Below are 16,881 nucleotides of genomic sequence, written 5' to 3'. Positions count from 1 at the left end.
CCAGCGCCAGGGCAGCGCCTGCAGCGAGGTTGGCGAGGATCCAGCCGAGGTAGACGGCCATCAGTCCTCCGTCCAGTGAGTGACGGCCAGGCCCTCGAACGGATGGCCCTTGCCAGGACTGAGGCTGACGACGGCCTCGGGGCCGACGTTCCAGACCCGATGCGGTCCTCGGTACTCGGCAGTGTGTACGACTGCCTCGGTCAGTGCGTCCATGTGTTCTCTCCTCTGTGTGGTCGCTGCCCTGGTCCGGGCAGCAAAAAGGCCACGACGTGGGGTCGTGGCCTCGATTGGGTGTGTCAAGTTGTGGTCAGGCGAACGGGTCCAACGGACTCGGAGCGGTTGCAGGTTCGAGCCGTCGTGCAGCTCGCTTCTCGCGAGCGGCTGCCTCAGCTCGCCACGCGGGGGCGTCGGCGAACGGGTCGTCATCGATCGACGACCGGGACAGCGGTTGCAGGCCGACAGGCCGGTACTCCTCCGGGGCCTCGATGGCCCCGGCAGATGCAGGTTCATGTTCGGCCTGCCTGCTTTTGGCCGGCCGATTCTCTGGACCCGCAACCGCAAGAGACCGGCTCTCCTGGCCGGTCTCGTCCTGGTCCCCCTGGTGGGGGATCTCGGGTGCCGCCTTGGCGGAACCAGGGTTCCCCCTCCTAGGAGTAGTTCCCATATAGAACTTCTCTTGAGGAGAAGTTCTAGGAGCAGTAGGGCGGAACTGTGGTTCCGGTAGACCCGGAACTGTGGTTCCGGTAGAACCCGTATCTACCGGAACTGTGGTTCCGGTTGGCTCCTCCGTGGCCACCTCTACCGGAACTGTGGTTCCGGTTGGGATTGCCAGCCTGTAGACGGTCGCCCTGGCCGACCGGCCCTGCTCGACGATCTCCAGCCAGCCCGCCGCCTCGTTGGCGTCGAGCTGCTTCCGCACCCCTCGCACCGTCAGCCCGGTGTTCTCGGCGAGCGTCTCCTGAGAGACCCACCCGGTCAGGGTGTGGTTGTTCATGTAGGTGCGAAGAGCGTTCATCGCGGCACGGGGCAACTTGGAGTTGCCGTTGCGGTTGTACGCCTGGTCCCACTGGATGATCGCGAGCGTCTCAGGCATCGGTGCGAGCCTCCAACTCGGCGATGCGCTCCTCGGCAGCGCGGAGCCTGGTCCGCAGGCCTCGGCTCTCGCTCACGAGCTTCTGGGTCTTCTGACTCCAGTCGCCGGGGCTACCGGCGAGCTTCAGCCGGTCTCGCAGGTTCCGGTTCTCAGCCTTGAGGCTGCGTACCTTCTGCTGCCAGAATTCGGGCAGCTCGTGGATCGTCATGCGGTCGTTCATCTGTCACCCTCCTTGGGTGTGGGGTTGTCACCTGCCACCTGGGCAGGTCCGTTGCGAGGGCCCGTGAGGCCCTCAGGTTCTGGGGGTGCCTCTTCCACCCTGGGGGTGGCGGTGTTCGTCCGTCTCCGTTGAAATCAGACGGTGTTTGGTTGGCCGGCACTCGGCCTATTCGGCTTGCGCCTTCAGCGTTCGCAACGCGGCACGACAACGAGCGCGGTAACGCCGCTGAGCCTCGCGGCTGCAGTGGATGCAGGTCCGGCCATCGGGCCGGTAGTCCTCGGGGCCACGGTGGATGTGGCGGGTACAACGGTGGGCGGGCATGGCTGCCACCTCCTTCGGGATCGAGTAGGGCTATCGAGTGGTTGCCGAGAAAAACCCCGGCCTGCCATGACCAGCAGACCGGGGCTCTCGATCAAGTAACTCCCCAACAGGAGCGGGACGGTAACCAGCCGTCCCTTATCCGCTGTCGAACCAGCGGCTTCGTGGATATCTTTCGGTTCTCCACGGAAGTTCAGGCGGTCGGCGGAGGAGAGAACTACACCGACCGACCTCCGGGCGCCCGGAGAACACCCGGATGCGGCGAGCACCGACCGCCGTCGGGCTCAAGCTCGCAAGATTGGGGGATGTCAGGCGTCTGCAGACGCCCGATGACTGATAGCCGCGCTTCAGGCGCGGCAGAAGAACCTGCGGTTGCAGGTTCAGATGATGACCGGCCTTCGAAGGCCGGTCTTATTGATGATGGAGCGCCTCAGGGCGCTCTCTAGGAGAGCCGCCGACGCGGCTCTTAGAGAGCCTCTTAGGCCCTCTAATATAAGTACGGGTATGTTGTCAACGCGTACCCATAAATGTGCTCTACTTCACACTACTAGGTTCGAAGTCGCCGTAAATTCCGTGCGATTCGCCGGCCAGGTACGCCCGATTCTGCTGTTCAGCACGCTCTGCGACCTCTTGCATCCGGATTTCCTCGGCCAGCCGGCGGCGTGCGGCCCGCCGCCAGGGGGCGCTCAAGACGAACTTGGCGAGCTTGAGGATCAGCCAGCCGATGAGAGCGCATCCGACGAAGGCCACACCGAGCCCGATCACGTAGCCGATCGAGTAGACAATGCCGCCGTCATCCATGGGGGTACCTCTGCATTCGCCTGAGACGCATCTGGGGTCATAAAACATACGTCAGGCGCGAGAAAGTGCCTGAGCGTGGCGCACAGGCGGCAGTACGGGTTCTACACTGCAGACTTCCTGCCCCGAGGCTCCTGCCTGCTTTTGACAGGTGCCGGTCACTCGAACTCGATAGAGACCAACTCGGGCTTGAGCCACCCGCCGAGGTCCAGATCCTCGGGGAGCTTGGGCATGTTCTGCGGCGGCATCATGTCCATCCGCCGCAGCCCTCCTCCCTCCTGCTTCGGATCGACCACGAACCGCGCACCGTGGTCGATCAGGAGCTGACGCCGGTCGGCGGTCTCCCAGACCTCCCGATACGTCTGCTCGGTCTCCTCGGTCACCCACCCCGACGCACGCGACGGCGTCGCAGCGAGCTGGTCCCGCTTCGCCACCTGAGCTTTCATGCGCTCGAGCCACAGCGTCTCGTCCGCTGGCGTGGTCAACAGGCCAGCGTCGGACTCGGACCGCAACCGGTTGATGGTTGCGTTCACCTGCTCCAGCTCGGCGGCGTGGTCCTCGCCCTGTACGAACACGCGCCGGGTGACCTTGGTGTCTCCCCACTTGGCCAGGAACATCCGTTCCATCTCAGCGTCAGCGTCGTCGGCTCGGGTAAACGTCCCCTTGCAGTGCAGCGGCGTCCGTCCGCACCGGTAGTGCCGGTACTCGGTGGCATCTCCTGAGGCCAGCTTCTTCCTGGTCACCTGCTGGGCCAGCGAGGCCCCGCACGGGCCGTCCTCGCCACAGGCTGGGCAGCCGGAGCAGCCGCAGACGCCTACACCGAGCATCGGGTTCGAGGTCTGGGTCGGCTTCCGACCGTTCAGCTTGCGGAGCTGGGCAGCCTCCTGGATCTGCTTCCAGGTGGCAGCGTCAAACGTCGGCGGAGCCATCACGATCGGATCGCCCTCGGCGTCGAGTACGACCCTCGCGCTCGGACCCTTCCCGGTCATCTTCAAACCCTGCGTCCGGAGCGAGGTCAAAGCCTCGCTGACGGTGTTTACCGTCCACGGTCGGGCATTGGCCGGCACTCCCCTGGCCACCCGAGCCCGGTCCATGTTCGTGAGTGCTCCGGTCTCGTTCAACCAGGTTGTGATGCGGATGTATGACCAGCCGTCGAGCAGGCGGCTCGCCATCTCGTGGAGCAACTCCTTGCCGACCGGGTCGGTCGCCAGCCCCCGGCCCTTGCCGCTGGGGTGGTCGACCACCTTGAACCCGAGAGGGGGCACCCCCGATGCCCACCGATCCATCTGCCGCAGCGCCCGGTGCGAGTCCTGGGCGCGAGTCTTGAACCGGTTGAGTTCGAGCTGAGCGAAGAACGAGCCGAGGTACACGAACAGCTCGGCCATCATGGAATCGATGCCCTTGTCGACTCCGGGCCGGTAGTCGAGTACAAGACCGTCGTCGGCGAACGCAACGACCTTGTGACGCTCCTCAGCCCACCGGGCGAAGTCGACACAGTGCCGGGTCGACCGGAAAGCCCGGTCCATCTTCGACCAGACGATCACGTCCCACTGGGCAGCGCCCTCCTCGGTCAGCCACGGACCGAGGTCCGGCCGATCCTCCGGGCGCTTCTCAGCCGACACGCCGAGATCCTCGAACGAACCTACGATCTCGTACCCCTTGGCTTCCGCCCACTTGGTGGCAGTCTCGAGCTGGGCCAGGTGCGAGACCTTTTGAGGCCCTTGAACTACCGACACGCGGGCGCCAACGATGGCGCGTAGCGACTGGCGTTGCACAGTCATAGTTGTAATGGTACCTTCACCTGCTGGTCGAGGAGCATGCCGATCAGCAGAGCCAGCGGATCCGACGCCAGCAGGGCGTCCGTGTCCGGGTCACCGACGAGATTCAGGGTGAGTGCCATGGCCCCGATCCTGCCATCAGTCCGACCGGGACGGCCGACGCCACAACACCACGATCACGACGACGCCCACCGTGATCGCCAACGTCGCCACCAGCGCCTCGAGCCAGTGCCCGAACATCGTCGGCTCGTCCACCGCGGGAATCGATGCGAGCGCCGCGAACACGGCGACGACCGCGATCGCACCGGCCGCGACGGACCACGCCTGCGCGAGCCGCGAATGCCGGTTCCCCCGCTGTTCGGCGCTGCGCAGCAACGCCCGCTCGATGGCTCGGATCCCCTCGCCCAGTTCACCGTCGAGTGTCGCCATCTCCGCCGACAGGCGACGCACCAGCACGGTCCGCAGCTGGCCCGGCGACATCCGGGTCGGTGCGACACCGTCGTGTCGGGCCTCCGCGGTCAGCAGAATCCGTTCCATGCGACGCGCCTGCACGGCCTCGACGTCACCGAGCGCCTCGATCAGGCGTCCGTCGTCGAGCGGATCGGGCGCCCGCAGATGGTCGAGGACCAGTCGGTAGTCCATCGCGTGCCGGGCCCGTACCGCGACCCACGGCACCAGGGCCCCGATCATCTCGGGCACCCCGAAGACCGCGTGGTCGTGATCCGCAGCGACTGCTTCGACGTCGAACACGATCGCCCCGGCGTCCTCCCGGATCGCGACGGCGGCTCCCGCCCGGGCCGGCGACGCAGCCAATGCGATGCTCTCCCAATTCCATCCGTCCGGGTCCGTGCCGGAGCCCTCGATCCGGTTGCGCACCCGACGCCCGCCGTCCGCGGACACCTCGATCGCCAGCCCGGCACACGAACGCTCGTGCCCGGTGTCCGCCAGCAGATCCGCCAACGGCGCGTCGGGCAGCGACGATCCGACGTCGGGGAAGACGTCACTCAGCCGGTCGTCGACGGACAGGCCGAACGGTGCGAGGAAGCGGTCCACGGCCGCCCCGAACTGCCCGTGACTCCAGTCGACGACGCCCTCGACCGGTTCCGCGGCCCAGGACTCGCACACCAACACCGCCCCCTGACCGGGCACCGTCCACAACGACAGACAGTTTCCCGACGGCCCGGAAAGGGTTGCAGAAGCATCGTTTCCGAGATCGAGTTCGGTCCCGTCGGCGATCGCACGGACCGCGGACAGGCTCGCACCGATCGTCACGCTCGCGAGGTCGTGCCGCACCGCGGGCAGGAACGGCGGCGACGGCAGAGTCCGCGCACCGTCGGCCGGCGCCGCGATCTCCGCCCCTCCCGGAACGTCCAACGCGAGCAGGAACACGTCGAGAACACCTGCCCCATCTGCCGGAGCACCCACCGCTGTCACCACTTCCGGATCCACCGCACCCACACGGCACTGTGCCCGGATTATGGCAGAAACCGCCGGTCAGCGCCCGAATCGAGGTTCTTCCGCAGTAAGCAGATCCAGGACGACGTCCACCCGGCCCGGGCTCCGAACTCCAGCGCGCCCACTGCTCGACGTTCCACGGCGGTGGCGCCGAGGGTTATCCGGATTTCCCGACACTCGACACCGCGCGGGCCTGACCCAGCAGCGTCGCCGCACCCTCGATCAGCAGTTCCCGCCAGTGGGCGTAATCGTGGCCGCCGCAGAACTCGCGGTATTCGACGTCGAATCCTGCAGCCCGGAGCAGGTCCCGAACCTCGCGGTTCTCGTCGATCAGACGGGGTTCGAGGGTGCCGGCGGCCATCCAGAAACGGGAGCCGTGCGCCGTCAGGTCATCGAGTCGCGACTGCACGGAGCGGCCGGTCCCGTCGCGCGGCCACCAGAACGACCCGGACAGGCTGACGGCTCCCCCGAACGAGTCGGGCGCACACAGGGCCGCGTACGTTGCGGCGAGTCCGCCGTAACTGGAGCCGCCGACGAGCACCGACGCCGGATCGGCGGTGGCCGACCACCGCTCCCGCAGATACGGCAGCAGATCACCGGTCAGGGCATCGAGAAAGCTTGCGCTACAAGGTAGTTCCTCCGAACGGAGGTCCGGGGAAACGCTGTCGATCATCACGACGAGCGGTACCCGGTACCCGCGTTCCTCGAACCGGTCGAACCCGGCCGGGTGTGGGATCTCGACCGCGGCGACACGTCCGTCGAACACGACGAGAACGGGCCGGTCGACGTCGGCGATACCGGGCGGCTCGTAGAGCCAGATACTGCGCTGCACTCCGGCCAGCGACCGGATCTCCTCGGTCAGCGTCCCGCGCGGCGGACCGACGTGCCACCACAGTTGCTCGGACGCCGCCGGCATGACGGCCTCGGACCGCTTCGGCAGTCCCGTCGACCCGAACACCGCACGCGGGTTCGCCGGGTCGGTGACGAGTGCGGCGAGGATGCCACGCCACCACTGCCACTCCGTCTGCCCGTCCACGGGCCCGGTGATGGGCGCGTCGAGCGGCAGGAATCCGTAACCGCCGCGCCACCGCTCGGGAATCTCGAGCACGATCGCCCACAGGTCTGTTCCCGGAACCTGCTGCAGTGCATTGCGTTCCGGTGTACGGCGGTCGGTGATCCCGTTGGCGTCGAGATAGACGTGGGAGACCGTCGAATCCTCGGGCGCCCGCCAGACGAAGGTGGCCGTCACCCGGCCGGGCGGACCCGGGTCGATCAGCGGCCCGCCCTCCGTGCGCAGACGTTCCGCGAGAGCCTGTGCCGACAGTTCCACCCAGACACCCCTTACTTAGGTGAGGCTCAACTAATAGTACGGTGAGTGTATCTGCCCGACCGTCCAAGGAATCGCCTTGCCCCGAACTCCCCTCCACCGACGTTCCGCCGGCACCCGCGTCGCCGTCGCACTCGGCGCACTCGCCATCGGCCTCACCACCGCGGCCTGCTCGTCCGGCGACACCGCCGCCGACACGACCACCACCAGCAGCACGTCGGGCGAGTGGCCCCGCACCGTCGACACCGCCCGCGGGCCCGTCACCCTCGACGCACAACCCCAGCGCATCGTGTCCACGAGCGTCACCCTGACAGGCTCCCTGCTGTCGCTCGACGCCCCGCTGATCGGCACCGGCGCACAGCCCAAGAGCACCGTCACCACCGACGACGGCCTGTTCACACAGTGGGCCGACATCGCCGCCGAACGCGATGTCGAGGTGCTCTACCAGGGACAACCGAACATCGAGAAGATCACCACCGCCGCCCCGGACCTGATCGTGGTGTCCACCAGTGGTGCCGACTCCGCCGCGCAGCAGGTCGAGACGCTGTCGAAGATCGCCCCGACTCTGCTGTTCGACTACTCGGACAAGTCGTGGCAGGACCTCACCACCCAACTGGCCGCCGCGATCGGCAGGGAGGACCGGGCGAAGGAACTGCTCGCCGGGTTCGACACCACCGTCGACCGGGCGAAGGAGGCGATCGCGCCCGCACTGGCCGCCGGCGCCGCACCGGTGAACATCCTCACCTACAACTCGCCCGAGGATTCGAAGATCTTCACCGACGAGTCGGCGCAGGGCCGCCTCGCCACCCGTCTCGGCCTCACCGTCGCCGACCTTCCCGACACGATCGCCGGCCCCGGCGCCACCGCGGGCCGCTCCGACATCGTCAGCGTCAACGTGGAGAACCTCCCGCTCGCCCTGACCGGTACGACGACGTTCGTCGTCAACGCCCGGCAACCCGGCGTCGACCGGCTGAAAGCCGATCCGACCCTCGCGGCTGTGCCGTCGGTGCAGCGCGGCGCGGTGTACCCGCTCGACTACGACAGCTTCCGCCTGGACTACTACAGCGCCAACAACGTCGTCGACCGCATCGTGGACGCCCTGACCTGACCGACACACGACGCGAGAGGCCGGGCACCGATCGGTGCCCGGCCTCTCGCGTCGTTTCCGGATCAGTGCTTGGTGAGCGCGTGCTCCACCGCGGCCAGCAGCACACACGTGGCGACACCGTCCATCGCCGTGGCGAGCTCGTCCATCGTCGGGAAGCTCGGGGCGAGGCGGATGTTCCGGTCGTCCGGGTCCTGCTTGTACGGGAACGCGGAACCGGCCGCGGTGAGCGCGATCCCGGCGTTCTTCGCGAGTTCGATGACACGCTTCGCGGTGCCGTCGACGACGTCGAGGCTGATGAAGTAGCCACCTTCGGGCTCGGTCCACGACGCGACCTTGGCCGCACCGAGGCGATCCTCGAGGATTTCCAGCACCTTCGCGAACTTCGGCGCCAGGATCTCGCGGTGCTTGTCCATGTGGGCGCGGACCCCGGCGGCGTCACCGAAGAAACGCAGGTGCCGCAGCTGGTTGACCTTGTCCGGCCCGATCGTCTTCTTGCCCAGGTGCTGCTGGTACCACGCCAGGTTGGCGTCCGAGGCACCGAAGAAGCTCACCCCGGATCCGGCGAACGTGATCTTCGACGTGGACGCGAACACCAGCACCCGGTTCGGGTTACCGGCCGCGGCGGCCGCCCCGAGAACGTCGAGAGCGGGCGCACACTGCTCGACCAGCGGATGCACCGCGTACGCGTTGTCCCAGTACACCCGGAAATCGGGGGCGGCAGCCGGCATCGACGCCAGCGCCCGGGTGACGTCCTCGGAGTAGACCGCACCGGTCGGGTTCGAGTAGGTGGGCACACACCAGATGCCCTTGATCTGCGGATCCGACGCCACCAGCTCGGCGACCTTCACCATGTCGGGGCCGTCGTCGCGCATCGGGATCGCGATCATCTCGATGCCGAACGATTCGGTGATCGCGAAATGGCGGTCGTAGCCGGGCGCCGGGCACAGGAACTTCACCACCGGCTCCTGCGACCACGGGCGCACCGAATCCGGGGTGCCGTGCAGCAGCGAGAACACGATCGTGTCGTGCATGACCTCGAGGCTCGCGTTGCCGCCGGCAATCAGGTTCGACACCGGGATACCGAGGAGCTCGCCGAAGATCGCGCGCAGTTCCGGCAGGCCCGTCAGGCCGCCGTAGTTGCGGCAGTCGGTGCCGTCACCGTCCCGGAAATCGTCGGCACCCGGCAACGCGAGCAGGCCGTTCGACAGATCGAGCTGAGCCGGCGCCGGCTTGCCGCGCGTGAGGTCGAGTTTCAGTTTCTCCGCCTCGAGCTGCTCGTACTTCGCCTTCTGACGCTCGAGTTCGGCTCGAAGTTCTTCATGGCTCATCAACCCGATTTGGGCTTGCACAGGCATGCGGGCGGCCTTTCACCGACACGACCGGTCGGGGAGGGGAAGAAATAGGGGACCCCGCGCACCCGGCAGAGCCCGTTGACCCTTGCTGCCTTCCGGCCCTGGGGGAGTTCACAGGATGCGCGCCGCGCGGGATCCGCTTACGAGTGTAGCGGCACCCACGACCGTCGTTGTGGCGGCCCCCTCCGCACCCCCGGTTTGGCATTCCGGACCCTGGACCCGGTATGCTCCTCCACGGAGGATTCGCCTAGTGGCCTATGGCGCTCGCCTGGAACGCGGGTTGGGTTAACGCCCTCAGGGGTTCAAATCCCCTATCCTCCGCCAACGGGAAGCCCCCGGTGACTCAGTCGCCGGGGGCTTTTCCTTTTCCCGATTCCCCACTCTCGCACCACGTCCCGGAAAAGGGACATACATCCCACGGCGGCCGCGAGGTGACTGCCGCCACCTTCTCCCCTGTATGTTGGCTAGCCATACCTCACCGGAAGCGCCGGTGTATGCAGCGAGAGGCCCGACATGGCAAGAACGTGGAAGCGGATGATGGGTGCGGCGTTCCTCGCGTCGACCCTGGTGGGGCTCACCGCATGCTCGAACGACTCGGACTCCGGTACCGATACCTCGACCACCGCCGCCTCCGGCGCACCGTCCGGCAGCATCACCGTCTACAACGCGCAGCACGAGTCGCTCACCCAGGAATGGGTCGACGGCTTCACCGCGGAGACGGGCGTCGAGGTCACCCTCCGCAACGGCAAGGACACCGAACTCGCGAACCAGATCGTCGCCGAGGGGAAGGCCTCCCCCGCCGACGTCTTCCTCACCGAGAACTCGCCGGCAATGACTCTCGTCGAGAACGCCGGACAGTTCGCCGACATCGACGCCGCGACCCTCGAACAGGTACCGACGCAGTTCCGGCCGTCCACCGGCAAGTGGACCGGCATCGCCGCCCGCTCCACGGTGTTCGTCTACAACAAGGACAAGCTCACCGCCGACCAGCTGCCCAAGTCGCTGCTGGACCTGCAGAACCCGGAGTGGAAGGGCCGCTGGGGCGCATCGCCGTCCGGCGCCGACTTCCAGGCCATCGTCAGTGCCCTGCTCGAGCTGAAGGGCGAGGACGTCACGAAGCAGTGGCTGGCCGGGATGAAGGAGAACGCGGTCCCCTACAAGGGCAACGGCACCGTGATGAAGGCCGTCAACGCCGGCGAGATCGACGGCGGCATCATCTACAACTACTACTGGTTCGGCGACCAGGCCAAGACCGGCGAGAACAGCAAGAACACCGAGCTGCACTACTTCAAGAACGAGGATCCGGGCGCCTTCGTCAGCATCTCCGGTGGTGGCGTGCTGCAGTCCAGCAAGAACCAGGCCGCCGCGCAGGCCTTCCTGAAGTACATCACCGGCAAGGCCGGCCAGGAGATCCTGCAGACCGGCACCTCGTTCGAGTACCCGGTCGGCAGCGGTGTCGCCGCCAACCCGAAGCTGGTCCCGCTCGCGGACCTGCAGTCCCCGGACGTGGACCCGTCGAAGCTCAACAGCGAGAAGGTCACCCAGCTGATGACGGATGCCGGTCTCCTCTGACCGGCTCGGGGGGCGGGCTCGACCCCGCCCCCCGCTGCTCCTCGCTGTGATCGTGACGGCCCTCGTGGCCGTCACACTGATCCCCCTCGGCTACGTCGTCGTCACCACGATCGATGTCGGGTGGGAGACGGCGTCCGCGCTGATCTTCCGCCCCCGCGTCGGCGAACTCATGGTGAACACGGTCTCCCTCGTCGCCGTCACCCTCCCGATCTGTGTCACGCTCGGCGTCGGAGCGGCCTGGCTCGTGGAACGCACCACCGTGTTCGGATTCCGTTGGTGGGGGCCGGTTCTCGCTGCCCCACTGGCCGTTCCCGCATTCGTCAACAGCTACGCCTGGGTGACCGTGATCCCGTCCCTGCACGGACTGTGGTCCGGGGTCCTCGTCGCCACCCTCTCCTACTTCCCGCTGGTCGCGCTGCCCGTCGCAGCGACACTGAGACGCCTCGACCCCGCAATCGAGGAATCCGCCCGAGCGCTCGGATCCGGGCCGTGGTCGGTGTTCTTCCGGGTCGTCCTCCCGCAGCTGCGGCTACCCGTTCTCGGCGGGGCACTGCTGATCGGCCTGCACCTGCTCGCCGAGTACGGCGCCTTCGCGATGCTGCGATTCGACACGTTCACCACCGCGATCCTCGAACAGTTCCAGTCCACGTTCAACGGCGTCGCCGGCAGCATGCTCGCCGGCGTCCTCGTGGTGTGCTGCCTGGTGCTGCTCGTCTCCGAATCCGCGGCCCGCGGATCCGCCCGCTACGCCCGCATCGGCGCCGGCGCGCCCCGCACCGCACCGCGGATCCGGCTCCGGTTCGGCGCCGTGCCCGCCGCGCTCGCACTCGTCGCACTGACCGTCCTGGCGCTCGGCGTACCGCTGTGGACCATCGTGCGGTGGCTGCGGCTCGGCGGCAGCGCCGTGTGGCAGGACGCGGTGCTGTGGCCGGCACTGTCCCAGACCCTCGTCTTCGGCCTGGCCGGCGCCCTGGTCGCGACAGCCCTCGCGTTCCCCGTCGCCTGGCTGGCGATCCGGCGTCCCGGCACCTTCAGTAGGATCGTCGAGGGCACCAACTACGTCACCAGTTCACTGCCCGGCATCGTCACCGCACTCGCGTTGATCACCGTCACCATCCGGTACGCGAACCCGCTGTACCAGACCACGATCATGGTGATCGTCGCGTACGTCCTGATGTTCCTGCCGCGGGCGCTGGTGTCGCTGCGCGCCGGTCTCGCCCAGGTCCCGGTGAGCCTGGAGGAAGCGTCGGCGGCCCTCGGCAGGCCGCCGTGGCAGACGTTCCTGCAGGTGACGCTACGGCTGACCGCGCCGGCCGCCGCCGTCGGCGCCGCCCTCGTGTTCATGGCGATCGCGACGGAACTGACCGCGACCCTGCTGCTCGCCCCCAACGGCACCCGCACCCTGTCGACCCGATTCTGGTCGCTCACCAGCGAACTCGACTACACGGCCGCGGCCCCGTACGCCCTGCTGATGATCGTCCTCTCGTTGCCGATGACCTACCTGTTGTTCAGCCAATCCCGGAAGGCGGCCGGCGCATGAGCGAAATCGTGGTCGACCAGGTGTCGAAGTCGTTCGGACCCACCGACGTGCTGCGCGGGGTGAGCCTCGACGTCGCACACGGCGCCATCACCGCCGTCGTCGGCTCGTCGGGCTGCGGCAAAACCACCCTGCTCCGGATCATCGCCGGATTCGAACGCCCCGACGACGGGACGGTGTCCATCGCCTCCGCCGTCGTCGCCGGCCGGGACCGGATGGTGCCCGCACACCGGCGGCGCGTCGGCTACGTCGCCCAGGACGGTGCCCTCTTCCCCCATCTGACCGTCGCCGGGAACATCGCGTACGGACTGCCCGGTGCACGGTGGCGCGGCCGCAAGGCGTCCGAACGCCGGGTCGCCGAACTGCTCGAGATGGTCTCGCTCGACGCGTCGTACGGGCGACGACGCCCCCACGAGCTGTCCGGCGGCCAGCAGCAGCGGGTCGCGTTGGCACGGGCACTGGCCCGCGATCCGGAAGTGATGCTGCTCGACGAACCGTTCAGTGCCCTCGACGCCGGACTGCGGGTGACGACCCGTAAATCGGTGGCCGCCACCCTCGGCGCGGCCGGCGTGACGACCCTGCTCGTCACCCACGACCAGGAGGAGGCGCTGACGTTCGCGAGCCAGGTCGCGGTGATGCGTACCGGCCGCTTCACCCAGGTCGGCACCCCCGAACAGCTCTACCACTCGCCCGTCGACGACTTCACCGCCCGGTTCCTCGGCGAATGTGTGCTGTTGCCGGCCGATATCTCGGACGGTGTCGCGTCGTGCATCCTGGGACGGATCCCGGTGCGCGACAGCAGCATGCACGGACCGGCACGGCTGATGCTGCGGCCCGAACAGATCGTCGCGACCGAGGTGGCGGACGGCTCCGGCGCCGGCACGGTGACCCGCACCGAATTCCTCGGTGCGCCTTCGATGCTCGACATCACCCTCGACTCCGGTACCGAGATCCGGGTCCGGCAGGCCAGCACCCGGACACCGGCCGTCGGCACCCGGGTGGACGTCGACGTGATCGGCGCGGGCCGAGCGTTGACGGCCGACCCCGTCCGCGAGCGCGACACCGGGGCTCGCTCCTAGGCTGAGCGGCATGGGCTGGTACACACCGCTTCCCACCGCTCCGGACCTGCACGACGCCCTCGTGTGCGCGTGGTCGGCGCGCACCACCGGGCAGCATCTGCTGGTGCCGGACGCCTGCGTCGACGTCCTGTGGATTCCCGGTGTGGGTGTCCGGATCTGCGGCCCCGAGACGGCGGCCTGGTCGTTCACGCTGCCGGCGGGCACCGAGTCGTTCGGTATCCGGTTCCGGCCCGGGCAGGCCTCCCATGCGCTGGGAACGTCGGCCGCCGACCTCCGCGACATCCGGGTCGGCTTCGCGGACGTCCTCGGGTCGGCGGCCGAACGCACCCTGGTCGACCGCCTCGAGCACGCCGACGGCACCACCGCCCGGCTGACCGTCCTGCAGAACACCGCGCGATGTCTCCTGGCCGGCCGCTCCGACCCCGATCCCCTTCCTGCGCACCTCACCACCGCCCTGTTCACCCGGTCGTGGAGTGTCGAGGAGCTCGCGGACGCCTCGTCGATGACCGGCCGGCACCTGCGGCGACGCTGCAACGACGCCTTCGGGTACGGGCCGTCGACGTTGCGCGCGATCCTGCGGCTGCAACGGTTCATGAACCTCGCCCGCAGCAGTTCCGGACGTGGACTTGCCGCGCTGGCCTCCGACGCGGGCTTCAGCGACCAGGCCCACCTGTCCCGCGAATGCCGGCGCATCGCCTCCCTCACCCCGACCGCGCTGTTGGCGAGCGAGGCACCCGACTGGCACGGCGGCGCCTCCGTCCTCGCCACCCGGCCCACCGATGTCCGATCGATTCAAGACGACACCGTCCGCGCGGCGGAAGAATCGGCGGCATGACCACCATCGAGACCACCGCAGACCTGTACCGCCGTGTCGCCGACACCTTCACCGACCGCGTCGACGCCGTCCCCGCCGACCGCTGGGACGCCTCGTCCCCGTGCGACGGCTGGACCACCCGTGACGTGCTCTCCCATGTCGTCGACAGCCAGAAGCAGATGGTCGGGGTCGTCGGACTGTCCGTCCCGGACGGCCCGCCCGTCACGACGGATCCGGTCGCCGCATGGCGGCACACCCGCGACGCCGTCCAGGCGATCCTCGACGACCCCGCGAAGGCGACACTCGAGTACGACGGACACTTCGGGCGCACCGATTTGGCATCCACGTTCCGGACGTTCTACTGCTTCGATCTGGTCGTCCACGGCTGGGACATCGCCCGGGCGGCGGGCCTCGGCGAGACGATCCCCGACCAGGATCTCGATCTGCTCGACGAGGTGATCGCACAGCTCGGTGACGCCATCCACTCCGACGGCGTGTGCGGACCGGCACTCGAGGTGTCCCCCGACGCGGACCGGCAGACTCGGCTGCTCGCGCTCCTCGGCCGTCGCGCCTGAACCGCCCGGCCCGGTGGCGCTAGGTGTCGCTGCCGGGCCGGGCGCGGTCTTCGCCTTCCGGCGGCAGGGTGCGGTCGCCGTCCACCCCACGATCGCTGCTCTCGACGACGCTCGCCAGTTGATGTTTCGCGGATCCCGGACCGACGTGCGCTTCGGCACGCATCCGCTCGACCATGTGCGGGTAGTGCAGCTCGAACGCCGGGCGCTCCGAACGGATCCGGGGCAGCTCGGTGAAGTTGTGCCGCGGCGGCGGGCAACTCGTCGCCCACTCGAGGGAGTTTCCGTAACCCCACGGGTCGTCGACGGTGACGACCTGCCCGTACCGGTAGCTCTTGAACACGTTCCACACGAACGGGATCAGCGAGGACCCGAGGATGAACGCACCGATCGACGACACCGTGTTCAGTGTGGTGAACCCGTCGGTGGGCAGGTAGTCGGCGTAGCGGCGCGGCATGCCCTCGTTGCCGAGCCAGTGCTGCACCAGGAACGTGGTGTGGAAGCCGACGAACGTCAACCAGAAGTGCCACTTACCCAACCGTTCGTCCATGAGGCGGCCGGTCATCTTCGGGAACCAGAAGTAGATGCCCGCGTAGGTGGCGAACACGATGGTGCCGAACAGCACGTAGTGGAAGTGTGCGACCACGAAATAGGTGTCGGTGACGTGGAAGTCCAGCGGCGGGGACGCGAGCAGCACGCCCGACAGGCCACCGAACAGGAACGTCACCAGGAACCCCAGCGAGAACAGCATCGGTGTCTCGAACGTGAGGTGGCCGCGCCACATGGTGCCGATCCAGTTGAAGAACTTCACGCCGGTCGGCACGGCGATGAGGAATGTCATGAACGAGAAGAACGGCAGCAGAACGGCTCCCGTGGCGTACATGTGGTGCGCCCACACCGCGACCGACAGCGCCGAGATCGCGATCGTCGCGTACACCAGCCCCGTGTAGCCGAAGATCGGCTTACGGGAGAACACCGGGAAGATCTCCGACACGATGCCGAAGAACGGCAGCGCGACCACATACACCTCGGGGTGGCCGAAGAACCAGAACAGATGCTGCCACAACAGAGCTCCGCCGGTCGCCGGGTCGAACAGGTGCGCACCGAGCACCCGGTCCACGAACAGCCCCATCAGGGCCGCGGTCAACAACGGGAACACCAGCAGGATCAGGATGCTCGTGATGAAGATGTTCCACGTGAAGATCGGCATCCGGAACATCGTCATACCCGGGGCCCGCAGGCACACGACGGTGGTGATCATGTTGACCGCACCGAGGATCGTGCCGAGACCGGCGACCGCCAGACCGGTGATCCACAGATTCGCCCCCACTCCGGGCGAATGCACGATGTCCGACAGTGGCGCGTAGCCCGTCCACCCGAAATCGGCGGCACCACCGGGAGTGACGAAACCGGCCACGGCGATCAGTCCACCGAACAGGTACGCCCAGTAGCTGAACGCGTTCAGCCGCGGGAACGCCACATCGGGCGCGCCGATCTGCAGCGGCAGAATGTAATTCGCGAAACCGAACACGATCGGCGTCGCATACAGCAGCAGCATGATCGTGCCGTGCATGGTGAACAGCTGGTTGAACTGCTCGTTCGACAGGAACTGCAGGCCCGGCCGGGCCAACTCGATGCGCATCAGCAGCGCCAGCAGTCCACCGAACATGAAGAAGGCCATCGACGTGACCAGGTACATGATCCCCAGCTGCTTGGGATCCGTGGTCGTGATCATCTTGTAGACGAACTCGCCCTTACGCCCTCGCCTCGGCGGATAGGGCCGGGCCGCAACAGGTTCGGATGAGACAGTCGCCACCGGGACCTCCTGAACTCGCAGGCCCGTCTCCGGGCACGCTCC

At 67.7% G+C, this 16,881-nt stretch carries 15 protein-coding genes, 1 tRNA gene, 1 other RNA gene and 1 pseudogene; 7 read left to right on the top strand and 11 right to left on the bottom strand.

Features of this window, described 5'->3' with window-relative positions; genetic code table 11:
- Window positions 1-60: 60 nt before the first annotated feature.
- The 8 genes and pseudogenes from Q5696_RS01920 to fes form a co-directional block, all read right to left on the bottom strand.
- Window positions 61-213 carry a hypothetical protein gene (locus Q5696_RS01920; protein ID WP_305093556.1) on the bottom strand — a complete coding sequence of 51 codons (153 nt, stop codon included), beginning with the start codon at window positions 211-213 and terminating at the stop codon, window positions 61-63.
- 94 nt (window positions 214-307) lie between these two features.
- On the bottom strand, window positions 308-1,093 hold the full coding sequence (locus Q5696_RS01915) for a helix-turn-helix domain-containing protein (RefSeq protein ID WP_305093555.1): 786 nt from the start codon (window positions 1,091-1,093) through the stop codon (window positions 308-310).
- Complete coding sequence (locus Q5696_RS01910; protein ID WP_305093554.1) at window positions 1,086-1,313, bottom strand: hypothetical protein; 228 nt, start codon at window positions 1,311-1,313, stop codon at window positions 1,086-1,088. Before Q5696_RS01910 ends, Q5696_RS01915 begins: the two co-directional genes overlap by 8 nt.
- Before the next feature lie 852 nt (window positions 1,314-2,165).
- Entirely contained in the window at window positions 2,166-2,432 is a 267-nt protein-coding gene (locus Q5696_RS01905) for a hypothetical protein (RefSeq protein WP_305093553.1), read from the bottom strand.
- 155 nt (window positions 2,433-2,587) lie between these two features.
- Window positions 2,588-4,210, bottom strand: coding sequence for a recombinase family protein (locus Q5696_RS01900; RefSeq protein WP_305093552.1), 1,623 nt, complete (start codon window positions 4,208-4,210; stop codon window positions 2,588-2,590).
- A 17-nt stretch (window positions 4,211-4,227) separates the two neighbouring features.
- A pseudogene (locus Q5696_RS01895) lies at window positions 4,228-4,329 on the bottom strand (HhH-GPD-type base excision DNA repair protein); the annotation flags it as partial.
- 16 nt (window positions 4,330-4,345) lie between these two features.
- Window positions 4,346-5,632, bottom strand: coding sequence for a hypothetical protein (locus tag Q5696_RS01890; protein ID WP_305093551.1), 1,287 nt, complete (start codon window positions 5,630-5,632; stop codon window positions 4,346-4,348).
- 187 nt (window positions 5,633-5,819) lie between these two features.
- Window positions 5,820-6,992: an enterochelin esterase gene (gene fes / locus Q5696_RS01885; protein WP_305093550.1), complete on the bottom strand. Its 1,173-nt coding sequence runs from the start codon at window positions 6,990-6,992 to the stop codon at window positions 5,820-5,822.
- A gap of 76 nt (window positions 6,993-7,068) precedes the next feature.
- Here fes and fepB point away from each other — a divergent pair, with 76 nt between their 5' ends.
- Complete coding sequence (fepB, locus tag Q5696_RS01880) at window positions 7,069-8,097, top strand: Fe2+-enterobactin ABC transporter substrate-binding protein (protein ID WP_305093549.1); 1,029 nt, start codon at window positions 7,069-7,071, stop codon at window positions 8,095-8,097.
- 62 nt (window positions 8,098-8,159) lie between these two features.
- On the opposite strand, the gene Q5696_RS01875 is transcribed toward fepB, so the two are convergent.
- Window positions 8,160-9,452, bottom strand: coding sequence for an aspartate aminotransferase type Ic (locus Q5696_RS01875; RefSeq protein ID WP_305093548.1), 1,293 nt, complete (start codon window positions 9,450-9,452; stop codon window positions 8,160-8,162).
- A gap of 43 nt (window positions 9,453-9,495) precedes the next feature.
- An RNA gene (gene ffs, locus Q5696_RS01870) (signal recognition particle sRNA small type) lies at window positions 9,496-9,590 on the bottom strand.
- 95 nt (window positions 9,591-9,685) lie between these two features.
- On the opposite strand from ffs, the gene Q5696_RS01865 reads away from it, so the two are divergent.
- The 6 genes from Q5696_RS01865 to Q5696_RS01840 all read left to right on the top strand — a co-directional run bounded on the left by Q5696_RS01865 (window position 9,686) and on the right by Q5696_RS01840 (window position 15,026).
- A tRNA-Ser gene (locus Q5696_RS01865) sits at window positions 9,686-9,773 on the top strand.
- 210 nt (window positions 9,774-9,983) lie between these two features.
- Window positions 9,984-11,021, top strand: coding sequence for an iron ABC transporter substrate-binding protein (locus Q5696_RS01860; RefSeq protein WP_370654897.1), 1,038 nt, complete (start codon window positions 9,984-9,986; stop codon window positions 11,019-11,021).
- A complete protein-coding gene (locus Q5696_RS01855) occupies window positions 11,005-12,561 on the top strand; it encodes an ABC transporter permease (protein WP_305093546.1) in 1,557 nt (518 codons plus the stop codon). Before Q5696_RS01860 ends, Q5696_RS01855 begins: the two co-directional genes overlap by 17 nt.
- On the top strand, window positions 12,558-13,637 hold the full coding sequence (locus tag Q5696_RS01850) for an ABC transporter ATP-binding protein (RefSeq protein ID WP_305093545.1): 1,080 nt from the start codon (window positions 12,558-12,560) through the stop codon (window positions 13,635-13,637). Before Q5696_RS01855 ends, Q5696_RS01850 begins: the two co-directional genes overlap by 4 nt.
- A 10-nt stretch (window positions 13,638-13,647) precedes the next feature.
- Entirely contained in the window at window positions 13,648-14,472 is an 825-nt protein-coding gene (locus Q5696_RS01845; RefSeq protein ID WP_305093544.1) for a helix-turn-helix domain-containing protein, read from the top strand.
- Entirely contained in the window at window positions 14,469-15,026 is a 558-nt protein-coding gene (locus Q5696_RS01840) for a TIGR03086 family metal-binding protein (RefSeq protein WP_305093543.1), read from the top strand. The genes Q5696_RS01845 and Q5696_RS01840 overlap by 4 nt, the downstream gene beginning before the upstream one ends.
- A 19-nt stretch (window positions 15,027-15,045) precedes the next feature.
- On the opposite strand, the gene ctaD is transcribed toward Q5696_RS01840, so the two are convergent.
- A complete protein-coding gene (ctaD, locus tag Q5696_RS01835; RefSeq protein WP_305093542.1) occupies window positions 15,046-16,839 on the bottom strand; it encodes an aa3-type cytochrome oxidase subunit I in 1,794 nt (597 codons plus the stop codon).
- Between the last annotated feature and the right edge of the window lie 42 nt (window positions 16,840-16,881).

Source organism: Prescottella sp. R16 (assembly GCF_030656875.1).
GTDB lineage: Bacteria > Actinomycetota > Actinomycetes > Mycobacteriales > Mycobacteriaceae > Prescottella.
This window is presented reverse-complemented; position numbering and strand designations above follow the sequence as displayed.

Bases quoted from the DNA above. Each gene is read 5' to 3' on its own strand.
- Q5696_RS01920 (WP_305093556.1), bottom strand. From the start codon at position 213: ATGGACGCACTGACCGAGGCAGTCGTACACACTGCCGAGTACCGAGGA.
- Q5696_RS01915 (WP_305093555.1), bottom strand. From the start codon at position 1,093: ATGCCTGAGACGCTCGCGATCATCCAGTGGGACCAGGCGTACAACCGC.
- Q5696_RS01910 (WP_305093554.1), bottom strand. From the start codon at position 1,313: ATGAACGACCGCATGACGATCCACGAGCTGCCCGAATTCTGGCAGCAG.
- Q5696_RS01905 (WP_305093553.1), bottom strand. From the start codon at position 2,432: ATGGATGACGGCGGCATTGTCTACTCGATCGGCTACGTGATCGGGCTC.
- Q5696_RS01900 (WP_305093552.1), bottom strand. From the start codon at position 4,210: ATGACTGTGCAACGCCAGTCGCTACGCGCCATCGTTGGCGCCCGCGTG.
- Q5696_RS01875 (WP_305093548.1), bottom strand. From the start codon at position 9,452: ATGCCTGTGCAAGCCCAAATCGGGTTGATGAGCCATGAAGAACTTCGA.
- Q5696_RS01860 (WP_370654897.1), top strand. From the start codon at position 9,984: ATGATGGGTGCGGCGTTCCTCGCGTCGACCCTGGTGGGGCTCACCGCA.
- Q5696_RS01855 (WP_305093546.1), top strand. From the start codon at position 11,005: ATGCCGGTCTCCTCTGACCGGCTCGGGGGGCGGGCTCGACCCCGCCCC.
- Q5696_RS01850 (WP_305093545.1), top strand. From the start codon at position 12,558: ATGAGCGAAATCGTGGTCGACCAGGTGTCGAAGTCGTTCGGACCCACC.
- Q5696_RS01845 (WP_305093544.1), top strand. From the start codon at position 13,648: ATGGGCTGGTACACACCGCTTCCCACCGCTCCGGACCTGCACGACGCC.
- Q5696_RS01840 (WP_305093543.1), top strand. From the start codon at position 14,469: ATGACCACCATCGAGACCACCGCAGACCTGTACCGCCGTGTCGCCGAC.